The sequence below is a fragment of the Nitrososphaera sp. genome, from assembly GCF_050748925.1.
Classification (GTDB): Archaea; Thermoproteota; Nitrososphaeria; order Nitrososphaerales; family Nitrososphaeraceae; genus Nitrososphaera.
Genome location: NZ_JBOGQF010000041.1, coordinates 1 through 13,458 on the forward strand (window position 1 = coordinate 1; position 13,458 = coordinate 13,458).

Consider the following 13,458-nt stretch of genomic DNA (forward strand, 5'->3'; position numbering starts at 1 on the left):
CCCGCCGGCTATGCCCTTTGCAAGGCAGATGATGTCCGGCGTCGTGTCCCAGTTCTGGCCTGCCCACATCTTGCCCGTCCTCCCGAGGCCTGCCTGTATCTCGTCAAATATCAGCACGAGGCCCCTCCGCGTGCATATCTCGCGGATCTTGGGTATCAAGTCATCTGGCGGGACGATGATGCCGGTCTCGCCCTGTATCGGCTCGAGGATGACTGCGCCTGTAGAGTCGTCTATCGCCTCTTCTAGCTTTGACGGGTCGCTGTACGGGACGAACTTTACCCCTTCCAGCAGGGGCATGAACGATTTTCGGTATTTTTCGTTGTAGGTGACAGAGAGCGCGCCAAAGGTCTTGCCGTGGTAGGCGCCGTTCATGGCTATCACCCCGGGCTTGCCCGTGAATTTGCGCGCAAACTTTAGCGCGGCCTCTACCGACTCGGTGCCCGAGTTTGTAAAGAACATCTTGGTCAGGCCCTCCGGCGCCACTGCGGCCATTTTTTTCAGAAAATCAAGCCGCGTCTCGTTGTAGACTGACATGTGCGCCGTGATGAGCGCGTCTGCCTGCTTTTTGATGGCGTTGACCACTCTGTCGTTGCAGTGGCCGACGAGCGCGACGCCATAGCCTCCCATGCAGTCGATGTATTCCTTGCCAGAGGTATCCCACAACATCGCGCCCTTGCCCCGCGCGACGTTTACCGGGAACCGCTGGTAGAGCGTGCCAAAATAATTGTCCTCGCCGTTCATTTCGGGGTTATCACCGTGCAGTTGCTGTGCGCCATCGCCGACGATACCGGGTTGTCAACCTGGCCGGACGCGATTATCGCCTCCTTTACCCCCATCTCTATTGCCTCCGTGCAGGCAAGGACCTTCTTTTCCATGCCAAAGCCTATCTTTGGCAGCGCGTCTTTTGCCTGCTCGAGCGTCATCGCGGTGACCAGTTTTTCGTTGAGCATGAGGCCGTTGACGTTGGTTATGAACATGACCCTGTCCGCCTTGACCCCGCCTGCAATGTATGCCGCGGCCCTGTCGCCGTCGACGTTGAGAAAATCAAAGTCCTCTGAAAGGGCGATTGGCGAGATGACAGGCACGTAGCCGCTTTCCACCAGCTTGTTCACGAGCGCCGGGTCGACCGCGTTTATCTTGCCGGTATAGCCGCCGTCTATCACCATCTTTCTCCCCTTCTCGTTGACAATGACGAGCTTTTTCTTGCGCTCGGCCTTTAATATGCCGCCGTCGATGCCTGCAATGCCGACTGCCTTTATGCCCTGCCGCAGCAGCATCCCGACTATGGCCTTGTTTATCTTGCCCGACATGACCATCGTGTAGATTTCAGACGTCTCCTTGTCGGTGTACCGGCTCCTCACGCCGCCGGGCGACACGATGAACTTTTGTTCCTTGCCAAGTTTCGTCGCAGTCGCGGTGACTTCCTTGCCGCCGCCGTGGACAAAGACCAGCTTCTCCTTTTCCGCGATTGTCCTGATGTCGGCAAGCGTTGACGGGTGGAGCCCGTCGACGACGCTTCCCCCTATCTTGAGGACTATCATACCGGCGTCAGGGGCGTGTAGCGCAGCCCGTCTGTCTCTTCGTAGCCAAACATCACGTTCATTACCTGTATCGCCGAGCCCGCTGCGCCCTTCATCAGGTTGTCCGATGCCGACAGCGCGACCACCCTCTTGTTGTCCTCGTCTATGTCAAAGCCGACGTCGCAGAAATTGGATCCTACGACAAACTTGGGATCCGGGAACTTGTACAGGCCCTTTTTGTCGCGGATGAGCCGGACGAACGGCTCGCCCTTGTACGAGTTGCGGTACATCTTCCACAGCTCCAGCTCCTCCACGTCCTTTTTCAAAAACGTGTGGTTGGTAGTCAGGATGCCACGGACGATGTTGACTGCGTGCGGGCTCATGCTGACCTTGATCTGTTTTTTCGCGATGGCGGACAGCTCTTGCTCGATTTCGCCGGTGTGCCTGTGCTTGGCCGGCTTGTACGGCCTGACGACTCCGTAGCGCATCGCGTGGTGCGTGCCGGCGTTTGCCTTGGCGCCGGCGCCGGACGAGCCTATCTTGCTGTCGACTACAAGGTGCTCGGTGTCGATGAGGTTGTTTTCAATCAGCGGCTTTAGCGCCAGGAGCGACGTCACGGCCATGCAGCCCGGGCACGAAACCAGCTGCGCCTTTTTGATCTCTTCGCGGTGGAATTCCGGCACGCCATACACCGACTTGGACAGCATGTCCGGGAACGGGTGCTCCCAGCCGTACCACTTTACATAGTCTTTCGGGTTTTTCAGGCGGAAATCGGCTGAGAGGTCGATTATCTTGACGCCCCTGTCGTAGAGGTCTTTCACTATCTTGTTGGCCTTGCCGTGCGGAACGGACGTGAACACGACGTCGCAGTTGTTGGCAAGCTTTTCCATGTCCATCGGCGAAAATGTAATGTCGATGAATCCTTTCAGGCTCGGGTGCACCCTGTGCACGTAATCACCGGCCTTTTGCCTCGAAGTCACCATGTTAACTTCCACCTTGGGGTGGGTGACAAGAAGCCTCAACAGTTCGCCGCCTACATAGCCGGAAGCGCCGACTACTCCAACCTTCATCTAGGAAACGTCCTCCATTTTATTCATCTTTGAAAGGAAAGCCTTGAAAATACTAATTTATATTTTTTGGATATAATTGACCCAATAAGGGTCAATAGTGGCCGAAACTGGCCAGCTACTTTCTTGCCATGCTGGCGGCATAGTCTATCATGGCGCCAGGGATGTCGGTCGTAGAGACCGTGGCGGCGCCTCTGAACTCGACGGTGTTGTTCACTTCGTGCACGACCAGGCCCCTTGCCTTGTCCTCCATCAGGTCGACGCCCAGTATGCCCCCGCCCACCGCCTTTGCCGCCTTTAGCGCCATGTCTTCAAGCTCTTTCGTTATCGGCGCGAGCTCGGCCTTGCCGCCGCGCGCGACGTTTGTGCGCCACTCGCTTTCGGCAGAGTAGCGGTAGATAGCTGTCACGACCCTGTCCCCGACGACGATGCACCGGATGTCGCGGGGCGGCCTGTCAATCATCTCCTGGACGTAGTATATCCGGGAAAGCGGGCTGTCGTTTTCTTCCCTCATCTCGATTATCATGCTGGCGGTCTCCTCGTCGCGGAGCGGGAACACGCCCCTGCCCCACGAGCCCACGATGGGCTTTAGCACGAGCGGCAGGCCCGTCTTTTGTATGAGATCCATCGCCTGCTCGGCTGAAAACGCAAACTGCGTCCTTGGCGTAGGAATGTTGTTTTTTGCCAGCACGAGTGACGTGACAAGCTTGTTGCCGCACGTCTCTGCCACTTGGAACCTGTTGATGACAGGGTAGTCCAGGAATTCCAGGCACGAAGTCAGGTACAGCCCCCTGTAATGGCTGACGCTCCTCTGCATCACCACGTCGCCGAGCGCAAGGTCGCCGGGCCTGCTGTCCGTGCTCACCGTCACGGTCTTGGCGTCGACCAGTTGAGCTTGCAGCCCTTTTTCAGCGGCCTTGTCATAGAGTGCCTTTTCCTCAAAGCGCACCTTGTCGTAGATGATGCAGACCTTGGTCATTATTGTCCCCAGTCTTCGCCTACTGTTTCTGCCGGCTTTAGCTCCACCTTTTCCGCGGTCTTTGTCGCGATTTCAAAATCGCCGCCGCAGTCCGGGCATGTGACGATCTCTCCAACCACCGCGTCTTCGGGGATGTTTATTTCGGCTCCACATTCTTGGCATTCTTTTTTCATTTGTTTTTTCTCTCCTTTTTGCTGCTGTTCTTGTCAGCCGCGTCCGCAACCGAGTTTGCGATTATCGATTGCAGGCCCCACAGCTCGACAAAGCCCTTTGCCAGGCTCTGGTCAAAGGTCGACCCGGCCGCATACGTCGCCAGGTCGTTCTTGTACAGCGAATGGCGCGACTCCCTTCCTACCACGCGCAGCGAGCCTCGGTGCATCTTTATCCGCACCGTGCCGCTGACGCGCTTTTGGGTCGCGTCGATAAACCTGTCCAAGTCTGAACGCAGCGGATCCTGCCACAGGCCGGCGTACGCCAGCCAGCTCCACTGCTCGTCGACCAATTTTTTAAAAGACAGCTCGTGCTTTGTCAGCACCATCTTTTCAAGGTCGCGGTGCGCCTCAATTATGGTTACGGCAGCTGGCGCCTCGTAGACCTCGCGCGACTTTATCCCGACCACCCTGTCCTCGATGTGGTCGACGATTCCCACGCCGTGCCCGCCGGCCTTGTCGTTTACGTATTGAAGGAGGTCAGTTATGGGCATGCGCTTGCCGTCTGTGGCCACCGGCACGCCTGCGTCGAATTCCAGCTCGATGTAGCCGGCCTTGTCGTTTTTGAAATTGATGAACTTGAAAGCTTCTTCCGGCGGCTCAAAGTCCGCGTCTTCGATGTTGCCGCCTTCCACCGCTCGGCCCCAGAGGTTGAGGTCGATGCTGTATTTTTTTGCCTCCGTGCTTATCTGGATGTTCTGCTCCCGGGCGTATTTTATCTCGACGTCCCTTGTGAGGTTCATGTCGCGGATGGGGGCGATTATCTTTAATTCAGGATTAAGGGCCCGCATGGTCACGTCAAAGCGTATCTGGTCGTTGCCCTTACCGGTGCAGCCGTGCGCGATTGCAGAAGCACCTTCTTTCTCGGCAACCTCGACAGTCTTTGCCGCAATCAGCGGCCTTGCAAGCGCAGTCGCAAGCGGGTATTTGCCCTGATAGAGGCCGTTTGCCTTGATGCTCGGGATGACATAGTCGCGGGCAAACTCTTCCTTGGCGTCGACGTAGACGTGTTTTATTGCGCCTATCTCCCTGGCGCGCCTTTCAATCTCTTTGAAATCGTCGTCCTGGCCGCAATCAACGGTGACCGTGACGACGTCCATCTTGTGCAGCTTTTGCAGGTAGCGGATGCACACGGACGTGTCGAGGCCGCCAGAGTACGCCAGGGCAACTTTGACCATGAACGCGCATTTCGTTCCAATCACTACATTTATATTTTTTGGCCAGCTTTGACCTAAATCAGGGCATTAGTGGCCAATGTCGGTCAACGAGAAATCCATAACAAACGCGGTAAAGGAAGTGGTCAACAACGACCTTTCGTTCCAGGATTCGCTGCAGCGCGACTATTGCAACATCAGCGCGCTCGCAAGGATCGTGAAACCCCAGGTGGACCAGATGCTGGGCAAGAACACCAGCACCGAGAGCATCGTCACCGCGCTCAAGAGGTCAAGGCGCGACTATGATGTGCCGGAAAGGCCCATAGCGTCTATACTGGCTGGCAGCACCGTCAGCGTCAAGACAGACGTGGCGAAGCTGTCGGCTGCAAAGAGCAAAAAAACGATTGAGAAGATTGCAAAATCGCTGACGCAAAATGTCGACAGCTATATCAGCGTGTCAGAGAGCATCATGTCAATCACGCTCGTGTTTGACGACGTTGTCCTGGGCGACGTAAAGGACATGTTTACGCAGGGCGACATACTGGAAGTCGAAGGCGACCTTGCGGCCATAATCGTCCACAGCCCGGAGGAGATAATCAAGACGCCCGGCTGCGCGATTGCGTTTTACAACCAGCTTGCCCGGAGGCACATCAACATAGAAGACACCGTCAGCTGTTATACAGACACCATAATGCTGGTCAAGATGGACCAGGTCGGCAAGGCCTTTAACGCGCTGACCGACCTGATATCGAATTCAAGGAAGATGCCCAAGAAAAAGCACCGGTAAGGGTTTTATCCTGCAGTGAGGGTGTCTGGCTATGTACAGGCGCTACACGCTCGACGAGGTCAAGCGCAAAATAGTCGACGTGTTGCAGAACGCCGGCACGGGGCTTTCCGGCATCGAGCTGGCAGATAAGACGGGCATCAACCGCATGACCATTTCTAAATACCTCGACGTCATGAACGCGATGGGCCTTGTCAAAAAGAAAAAGGTCGGCGCGGTCAACGTGTGGTTCCTGGAAACCGGCATCGCGGATCTCGAATTCCCGGTAAACTATACCCAGGTGCAGCAACGGTTGCTAGAGCTTGCACTTGCAGGCGAGGAAGAGCAGGCCAGGCGCCTGCTGGTGAGCGTGCTCAACTCCAACGTCGACTCGGTAAAGATACTGACAGACGTCATCCTGCCTGCTGCAAACACGGCAGGCGAGCTATACAGCAGGGGCAGGCTGGGCAAGACAGAGCGCGCCCACCTGTCGGCCCTGGTGGGCGAGTTCATTGACGTGGTAAAGTTCAACGCGCATCCGGCCGAGCCTAGGATGAACGCCCACGTGCTGTGCGTCGCCGGCACGGAGGACAGGACGCACGTGGCAAAGAGCGCGGCAGTCGCGTTTAGGATCCTCGGGTGGGATTCCCGGTACATTGGAAACGTCGAGCAGGACATCGACCCGTTCTTTGACATCGACTTTCAGCGCTACCTTTCCCGGGCGTGGGGCAACAAGCGCGGCCTGATGGTTGTGTGCATATTTTCGTCCGGCGAGGGGCCGGGCAAGTTCCTGACGTCGACTGCAAGGACGATGAGGGGCAGGCTAAAGGGCGAGCTGCGCGTCGCGGCCCTTGCGTCCACAGAGACGGAGGAAGGCCCCGACTATGTCGCCAAGGACCTCCAGTCGATGGTGGACTGGTGCGAGCGCCAGTACGCTTCTGTCAGCTAGAACGAAGGAAAGGGCGTTATCGCAGGCGTGCCGGGCGCCACGGCCTGCAGGCCGGCAGTCACTATTGCGCCGATTATCACAAAGACTATGGTCGCCACGAACGCGATGCCAAGGGCGCGGATCCAGCCCGTCCTGAATCCCACCTTGAACACCCCGATCCACGCGATGAAGGCAAGGATGAACGATATTGCGGCTATCAGGAACTGCTGGCCAAGCGTGGCCGTGAGCGCCGCGTTTGAGAGAAAGAAGACGAGCGCATAGATGAACGGCCCTACCGCCGTCACCAGCATCGCCCGGGTGAATTTCGCCCTACCGAGCGTGACTATCTTGGCCGCTATCCACACCGGAACCGAGACTATAATCCACATCATCAGCAGGCCGACGATGACCACGAGGGCGGCTATGGCAAGCTCGGCCTGCAAAAGAAACTGCTCAAGCAACGTTTCCTTTCGGGCAAGACAGGATTTAAGCGCTGTTGGGGTTCCTTCTAGAAAAAGAGAAGGTCATGCAGCCGCGAATAGAACTGGCATGCCGCAAGATCCCGTCCCGAGAACTAGGGCTGGGCCAGCGGCAGGGCAAACGCAAACGTCGCTCCCGGGCCGTCTTTGTTGTTTTCGGCCCAAATCCGGCCGCCGTGCGCTTCGACGATGTTTTTTGCGATGAACAGCCCAAGGCCCGTCCCGCCCTTTTCCCTGTCAGTCGAGAATTTGGAAAACAGCCTCGGCGTCATCTCAGGGCTTATCCCCGACCCCCTGTCCTTGACCTCCACGACCACCTGACCATCTTTCTTCGCAGTCGTCACCAGAATGTCTTTTTCGTCGCAGGAGAACTTTATTGCGTTTCTTATCAGGTTTGAAATCACCTCAAACATCCTTAGCCGGTCCGCGTAAACAACCAGCGGGACGACCGCGCCGGACGCATCGGTACCAAGCTTGAACTGGACCCGGACGTCCCTGTCCTCAGGAACAATGCTTGCGGAATCAGCCACCACGTTTCTCACTTTCTCGTTAATGTCCACCATCTCGCGCTCCAGCCGGAGGGTGCCACTTTCGATCCTTGTGGCATCCAGGATCTCGGAAGACAGCTTTTGGAGGCGCCGGGCGTTTCGGCTGATTATCGAGATCGCCTCTCCCGCAACTTCCACCTTGTCCTTGCCATCGAGGTCGTCGTTTATCATGTCGGCCATGGCGAGGATCGGCTGTATGGGCGTGCGCAACTCGTGGGCGGCGATGTTGGCAAACTCGCTCTGCATCCTGTCGTGCTTTTCGAGTTCCCTGTAAGCCAGCGACAGCTTTTCGTTGCTGACCCTCAGGTTCTTGTTAGAGTCTTCAAGCTCGGTCGTCTTGTACTCTAGCTGCTGCGTCTTGGCAATCAGGTCCTGCGTCCGCTCGGCGACTTCTGCGCGCAGCGCCCTGTTCCACGAAAGCACCAGGGCAGAGATCCCTGCCGCAATGGCGCAGATTATGACTATAATCACCGTTGCAAAAGTGCGCTGCTGCTCCACGAGCACGGCCGACTGGCCTGCGAGGTCGTGCGGCGCGCGGAAAAAGAGGGTCATAATGTGCTCGCCGTTCAGGAACACGGGCGAATACGCCATCGCGACGTCTTCTCCGTAGAGGACAAGGTCAAACGTGCCGGACCCCGAGTTGGCGGCATCGGTGACTGCAACGAGCCAGGCGGCCTTGTTTTCAAGCGGGATTATCGACGGAAACACTTGCGACTGGAACTCGTCTGTGAAATAGTTCATCCCGACAAACTCTTTTGCCGACGCGTAGACTATGGTGCCTTCGGCGTCGACCATCGTTATCTTGTCGGCAACGTCCGGCTCGCTTTCGCCCTGCAGCGCAATGCCGACGGTCTCTAGCTTGAACGCCGCGGCAATGACGCCCCGGAATATGGGCGAGCCGTCAGGCGCCTGCTCAAATATCGGATAGGCAAAATGCATCCTCGTAAAGCCGTCGTTGCTCAGCAGGATGTGGCTGTACGGCTGGCCTGTCTGCAAGACGTTGGCAAAGTACGGCCTCGCGCTGAGGTCAAGCCCGACGCCGTTTGCCGCAAGCGTGGCGTTTTGCCCAAAGATCGTCGACCAGAGCACCCTGCCGTCCTGGTCCAGCCACAGGTAGGCGTCTGTCAGGTCAGAAGTCGACCGCTGGGCGGCGTCCATCATCGGCTGCGCAGAGCGCAGGTTTCCAGACTGGACGGCAGGGGTGGTTGCAAGTATCTCCAGGTTATCCGCCGCCTCGTCCAGCTTGTTCTCAAGAGAGCCTGCAAGGGCGTGCCCCTGCACCAGGGCGCTTGTCCGGACTTCCTCCCTCGCAAGCTTGCCTATCTGGCCGGCGACGTAGGTAAAGTACTGGTACGAAATGACTGACAGCACCGCTGCGCTAGCGACTATCGCCACAAGCACAAAGAACTGCCTCGACAGCCCTGCCCTTGCCAACAATCGTGATCGAGAAGCCCGTCAATAGATAAAATGTTTGTTATCAAAAGCCAGATAAGTGGGCCGTAAGGTTCCCGTCAGGATATAACGGCTTAAAGCAGATTTCAATTATCTTGAAGCAACAGCAAGCTAAAAAGGTTTTGGGAGTGAAGATAAACTGCGAACTATTATAGCCAATCAATTATGATGGGACAAGAAAGAAAAAAAGTTGGGCGTCATCAGCTTATTCTGACGATGACCTTTCTACCATCTTTTCCTGTGTTTCGGGGCTCGGGCCTGACTCTATGATTATTTCATCCTCTAGCATATTCTTGGTTGGAAGAACTATCGCCTTCCCTTGCTCATCCTTTAGAATTACGCTGAATGCTCCAACCTCCTGAATGATGCCTATGTGGTCTTTGTACGATATTTTTTGACCTTTCTTCAGGGTCGGCTGTATGGTCGTGCTGCCCTGATGAAAGAAGAGATGGCTCCCCTTAGGCCATAAGCCAGGCCGACTCCAAAGCCGATGGCCATCGCTGCTGCCAAGCACCATACCAATGCCGTTATCACGTTATTCAGAATTGTTTGGCCAATGCCTAAAATGCTTATAGAAATCTACTATGAAAGAAGCTAGACTATTCACAAAGCCGAAAATGAGGTAATGCTTTAACTTCTATGCGGCCACCCAGACGAAATGAGTGGTGATAATCCCTCTCTGATGGTTGATTACCTAGAGAGACAGAACGAAAGGCCCTATGGCAAAATGAGGCTTAAGAGCGTCGCTCTGGACCTAAGACAAATAGGTTAAAAGATCAGCAGGCCCGGCTAATCACAGACCTTAGCCGCTCTCTCTTTCTCGCTGCATGACAGAAGCTGACTATTGCAGAGACATACTTCCAGCGTTGGCGCGGCTGCTACTGGCCGACCTTGCAAAGATTGGCGAAATAGTCAAGGACACACTAGCGCAGAGGTACGCGCTCTTGGTCTGAAGGTAGTCGTCCTTCCTTTTTTCCTTTTTCGAAAATAATCAAAAGTAACTGTGATATTATCATATTATGGAGACAAATTATAGCTATGCCTATATTCAGGGGAGCCGTATAAAGATACGAGGAGCAGACAGAATCCAACCAACGTACTAACCGAACCTGCATCAGATCCGAAGTTCGAAGGGTACAGTAACGCGTAGAGGAATTAGCGACTCAGGCATCAGGAAACGGAAGGGCCAAGGTAGTTTGCCATTAGTCTGCGTTCGCCCTTGGCCTTCCTTCTAACTCTATTTTCTATCGGGCCTTTATCCGAATAGCGTTAAAGTATTCTTTTCTCAGGTTCCAATCTCTCAGCTGGCGTGCCAACATTGCGCGGTATTCTTCTCTCAACTGTGCGACAGTCCAGCCATCTGCAATCATCTTTTCGATTTGAACGTCAAGGCTGGCCAACAGGTCGTACATTTGTTGCTTTGTACATTCATCTATCAGTAGTATTGCCGGGGACATGGATATCTCCACTCGTCCATTGTAGCTCCGATGATATTAGGAGCAAGAATGTTTTGTATTGCAGTGCAGACCTAGGGCTTAATACCAAATCAGGCCATATCCAGATTAGTCATTTTGAATAAATGGGACTCTTCAAAATGGCTGTGCCCTGTTTCATCGAAGAAAGGAGGGATGAAGGGAAGAAGAGGAAGATGAAGAAATCGCTCAAGTGCGCACCTATCAGCCAAGCACTAACGTCAACCTTTCTCTTTCCTCCTCATTCCCTTCATCGTTCTTTCTTTTCAATTCTAACTTCATTTTCAAGCTCCCGAGTTCAGTTGTATTCTTTGTAATACAACTGCAATAGTCGTAGCTGACTGTGCCTGTCCGTACCGTGCTGCATTCCTGCACCCTATATTCTATGGTGCGGAGCAGTCAGCTATGAACACCCAAAAAAGAAGCAGAAGGAACGTCATAAAGGCTGGCGCATTCGTTTCGCTCGCTTTCACGCTGGGTCTGGCTCTGGTGAGCTCGACCTTCTCCCTGGAAGAGAAGAGAGCGTTCGCAGCAAATACACTCTACGTCAAAGCGTACTCGATGGACAAATCGAAGCAGTACAACATGTACACAACTATTTCGTACAACGGCGCTGTCATAAAGAGTGGTTTCACACCATTCACCTTTGCAGGCGATGTCGGCAAAACATATTCCGTCTCAGTGTCTGATTATGATGCAGGCTTGCTTTTCTTCAACAAGTGGGGCAGTGGCAGCACAGAGAGAGCAAGAACATTCACGATAGGAACTGACAATCTATGGTTTGACGCCTTCTTCTCAAATATAAAGAGCGGCGGTTCACCAGCACCAGCTCCAGTACCTGACATTGCAAAACTGATTCCAAAGACAGGCATCTATGTCGCCCTCTACATGTATCCATCAAGCACGGGCGCAGTATCCTGGCAGAAGGTAATCGATGAGAAGGTAAAGCATCCGGCAGTACCTTTCGTCGTGACTTTCAACCCTTCAAGCGGTCCGGGCAGTGCAAAGGACTCGAACATAGCGAACTGGGTTGCAAAGCTTCAGAGCGCTGGGGTGATAGCAATAGGCTATACATACGACAATTACGGAACTCGCTCGCTCTCTGCGCTCAAGGCAGACGCAGACAAGTACAAGAACTGGTACAACGCAGACGGTCTCTTCATTGATGAATTCACAAACAAAGCAGGCAACGAGCAGCACTACCGCGATATCACCGCATACGTGAAAGGCCCACTTGGCATGAAGATGACGATGGGCAATCCCGGAACTGATGTGCCAAAGTCATTTATCGGTACAGTCGACGTGATAAACATCACCGAAGGCAGGGGATACAACCCCATCTCGTGGCTGCAATACTGTATACTATGCACTACTTCAGGATGGCACACAGAAGTCGACAAGCGCAATTTCGCATACATGCGCTATGACATACCCTCGCTAGACACTGCATGGCAGCAAGAATCGATGAAGTATGTGGGCCTGGTGCTCATCACCGATGGCAATGACTCTAACGGAAGATGGTTCAAGCTGCCACCATACTTCTCGCAGGAGGTAGCGCTTCTCGACAAGTAATAGGATAATTATTGCTTGATCGGGTCCCGAACCCCCCCTTCTCTTTCCTTTCTCCTCTTTACCATTTTGGCATGAATAACTACAGCCAATAGATCGATCAAATCTGGCCCTCCTAGCTATTAATCAACAGGCCTTTTCTATTAGTTAGTTATGGCCCGTCGGATCAGAGAGTTGTCGCGTCTCTGAGAAAAATCAGGAAGTCGTATTCCTGACGCGCACAACGATAAATAGCAAAGAGGAAACCCGTTTTTTCGTGCTCAACTTTGTGCCGCTTTTAGATTTTGGGTGGTGGAAATAAGGAGCGAAGCCCTCACTATTGTGTGCGAGCTTGTAAGCATAACATAGAGAATCCCCTAAGGTTAAGATGGGAAATTGGAAAGGCAAAATAAAAACTGCCGCCCTGATTCAGGTGTCAAAAGGGAGATCAGACATCATACGATTTTCTTCCTAATTGCTAATCTGCCATTATGAAGCTAGTATCAGGCAGTATGTGTCTCAATAATATGGATAAGTTCCTGTTCTGTGAAGGGTTTTCTCATACGGTCCACTGCACCAAAATTTTTCTTTATTTTCTCCAAATCCATGTCTGTATAGACGGGGGAAGCCGTGAATAAGACTATTTTATTCTCAGCGAGCATATCATCTTCTTTTAATTTCTGCAGCACTTCTATTCCGTTCATCACCGGCATGGCCATGTCGAGTAGAACTAGATCAAATTTACTCTTTCTCATCGCCGTTAGACATTCATGGGCGCTGTTTGCAGTTGTACAACCATACTGATTCAATTCAAGCATGAGTTTAACTAGATCCGTCGTCTCTTTATTGTCATCTACTACAAGTATATCCTTCATTTCATTTCCTCCATAGGTATTGAAAAGTGAAATATTGAACCTTTCGTTTGCTCACTTTCTACCCATAACTTGCCCCCGTGAGCTTCGACAATCCCCTTTGCTATTGTCAATCCAAGGCCAGTGCCGCCAACATTTCTTGTCAATGAAGTGTCAACTTGATAGAATTTAGCAAATAGGTTCTGCTGTTTTTCCGGTAGAATCCCTATGCCGTTATCCTTGACGCTAAAGACGATAGAACTGGCTTGTATCGACGGTATAGCGCTGACCTCTATCTTGCCATCATGCGGGGGAACGAATTTTATCGCATTGCTTATCAAGTTACAGAGCACCTGATGAATTCTGTCAGGATCGCAGTTCAGCTGTAGCCATCCCTCCTCCCTCTCACCCTCGACAATCACACTTTCGAGTCTCACATCCTTGGCATCAGCCGCCGGCTTGAACGCGGTTACCGAGCGCTCTAGTAA

Annotated in this window: 16 protein-coding genes; 4 read left to right on the plus strand and 12 right to left on the minus strand. The window is 53.5% G+C overall.

The genetic code is table 11. The features are described 5' to 3' along the window. From ACREAY_RS05040 to ACREAY_RS05065, 6 genes are all read right to left on the minus strand, one after another. A partial coding sequence (locus ACREAY_RS05040; RefSeq protein ID WP_431754670.1) for an aspartate aminotransferase family protein occupies nucleotides 1-741 on the minus strand: 741 nt, incomplete at its 3' end. Continuing rightward, nucleotides 738-1,541, minus strand: coding sequence for a [LysW]-aminoadipate/[LysW]-glutamate kinase (locus ACREAY_RS05045; RefSeq protein WP_431754671.1), 804 nt, complete (start codon nucleotides 1,539-1,541; stop codon nucleotides 738-740). The genes ACREAY_RS05045 and ACREAY_RS05040, both read right to left, overlap by 4 nt. Further along, nucleotides 1,538-2,590: an N-acetyl-gamma-glutamyl-phosphate reductase gene (gene argC / locus ACREAY_RS05050; RefSeq protein ID WP_431754672.1), complete on the minus strand. Its 1,053-nt coding sequence runs from the start codon at nucleotides 2,588-2,590 to the stop codon at nucleotides 1,538-1,540. The genes ACREAY_RS05045 and argC overlap by 4 nt, the downstream gene beginning before the upstream one ends. A gap of 115 nt (nucleotides 2,591-2,705) precedes the next feature. Beyond that, nucleotides 2,706-3,566: a lysine biosynthesis protein LysX gene (lysX, locus tag ACREAY_RS05055; protein WP_431754673.1), complete on the minus strand. Its 861-nt coding sequence runs from the start codon at nucleotides 3,564-3,566 to the stop codon at nucleotides 2,706-2,708. Beyond that, complete coding sequence (gene lysW/argW / locus ACREAY_RS05060) at nucleotides 3,566-3,739, minus strand: alpha-aminoadipate/glutamate carrier protein LysW/ArgW (RefSeq protein ID WP_431754674.1); 174 nt, start codon at nucleotides 3,737-3,739, stop codon at nucleotides 3,566-3,568. Before lysW/argW ends, lysX begins: the two co-directional genes overlap by 1 nt. Beyond that, complete coding sequence (locus tag ACREAY_RS05065) at nucleotides 3,736-4,953, minus strand: argininosuccinate synthase (RefSeq protein ID WP_431754675.1); 1,218 nt, start codon at nucleotides 4,951-4,953, stop codon at nucleotides 3,736-3,738. The genes lysW/argW and ACREAY_RS05065 overlap by 4 nt, the downstream gene beginning before the upstream one ends. A 76-nt stretch (nucleotides 4,954-5,029) precedes the next feature. Between ACREAY_RS05065 and ACREAY_RS05070 the strand changes: the two genes are divergently transcribed. Further along, complete coding sequence (locus ACREAY_RS05070) at nucleotides 5,030-5,716, plus strand: ACT domain-containing protein (protein ID WP_431754676.1); 687 nt, start codon at nucleotides 5,030-5,032, stop codon at nucleotides 5,714-5,716. Nucleotides 5,717-5,747: 31 nt separating this feature from the next. Then, nucleotides 5,748-6,641 (plus strand): helix-turn-helix transcriptional regulator, encoded by an 894-nt coding sequence (locus ACREAY_RS05075; RefSeq protein WP_431754677.1) that lies wholly within the window; start codon nucleotides 5,748-5,750, stop codon nucleotides 6,639-6,641. Here ACREAY_RS05075 and ACREAY_RS05080 read toward each other — a convergent pair. The 3 genes from ACREAY_RS05080 to ACREAY_RS05090 form a co-directional block, all read right to left on the minus strand. Next, a complete protein-coding gene (locus ACREAY_RS05080) occupies nucleotides 6,638-7,081 on the minus strand; it encodes a hypothetical protein (RefSeq protein WP_431754678.1) in 444 nt (147 codons plus the stop codon). The genes ACREAY_RS05075 and ACREAY_RS05080 overlap by 4 nt on opposite strands. A 113-nt stretch (nucleotides 7,082-7,194) precedes the next feature. Then, nucleotides 7,195-9,081 carry an ATP-binding protein gene (locus tag ACREAY_RS05085; protein ID WP_431754679.1) on the minus strand — a complete coding sequence of 629 codons (1,887 nt, stop codon included), beginning with the start codon at nucleotides 9,079-9,081 and terminating at the stop codon, nucleotides 7,195-7,197. Between the two features lie 223 nt (nucleotides 9,082-9,304). Beyond that, nucleotides 9,305-9,613 carry a mechanosensitive ion channel domain-containing protein gene (locus ACREAY_RS05090; RefSeq protein WP_431754680.1) on the minus strand — a complete coding sequence of 103 codons (309 nt, stop codon included), beginning with the start codon at nucleotides 9,611-9,613 and terminating at the stop codon, nucleotides 9,305-9,307. 313 nt (nucleotides 9,614-9,926) lie between these two features. Here ACREAY_RS05090 and ACREAY_RS05095 point away from each other — a divergent pair, with 313 nt between their 5' ends. Beyond that, nucleotides 9,927-10,052 (plus strand): hypothetical protein, encoded by a 126-nt coding sequence (locus ACREAY_RS05095; RefSeq protein WP_431754681.1) that lies wholly within the window; start codon nucleotides 9,927-9,929, stop codon nucleotides 10,050-10,052. A gap of 291 nt (nucleotides 10,053-10,343) precedes the next feature. Here ACREAY_RS05095 and ACREAY_RS05100 read toward each other — a convergent pair whose 3' ends face one another. Further along, nucleotides 10,344-10,556: a hypothetical protein gene (locus tag ACREAY_RS05100; RefSeq protein ID WP_431754682.1), complete on the minus strand. Its 213-nt coding sequence runs from the start codon at nucleotides 10,554-10,556 to the stop codon at nucleotides 10,344-10,346. 420 nt (nucleotides 10,557-10,976) lie between these two features. Between ACREAY_RS05100 and ACREAY_RS05105 the strand changes: the two genes are divergently transcribed. Continuing rightward, a complete protein-coding gene (locus ACREAY_RS05105) occupies nucleotides 10,977-12,143 on the plus strand; it encodes a spherulation-specific family 4 protein (protein ID WP_431754683.1) in 1,167 nt (388 codons plus the stop codon). 479 nt (nucleotides 12,144-12,622) lie between these two features. On the opposite strand, the gene ACREAY_RS05110 is transcribed toward ACREAY_RS05105, so the two are convergent. Together ACREAY_RS05110 and ACREAY_RS05115 are read right to left on the minus strand one after the other, a co-directional pair. Beyond that, nucleotides 12,623-12,994 carry a response regulator gene (locus tag ACREAY_RS05110; RefSeq protein WP_431754684.1) on the minus strand — a complete coding sequence of 124 codons (372 nt, stop codon included), beginning with the start codon at nucleotides 12,992-12,994 and terminating at the stop codon, nucleotides 12,623-12,625. Continuing rightward, nucleotides 12,991-13,458, minus strand: a 468-nt coding sequence (locus ACREAY_RS05115; RefSeq protein ID WP_431754685.1) for a sensor histidine kinase, incomplete at its 5' end; no start/stop codon positions are given. The genes ACREAY_RS05115 and ACREAY_RS05110, both read right to left, overlap by 4 nt.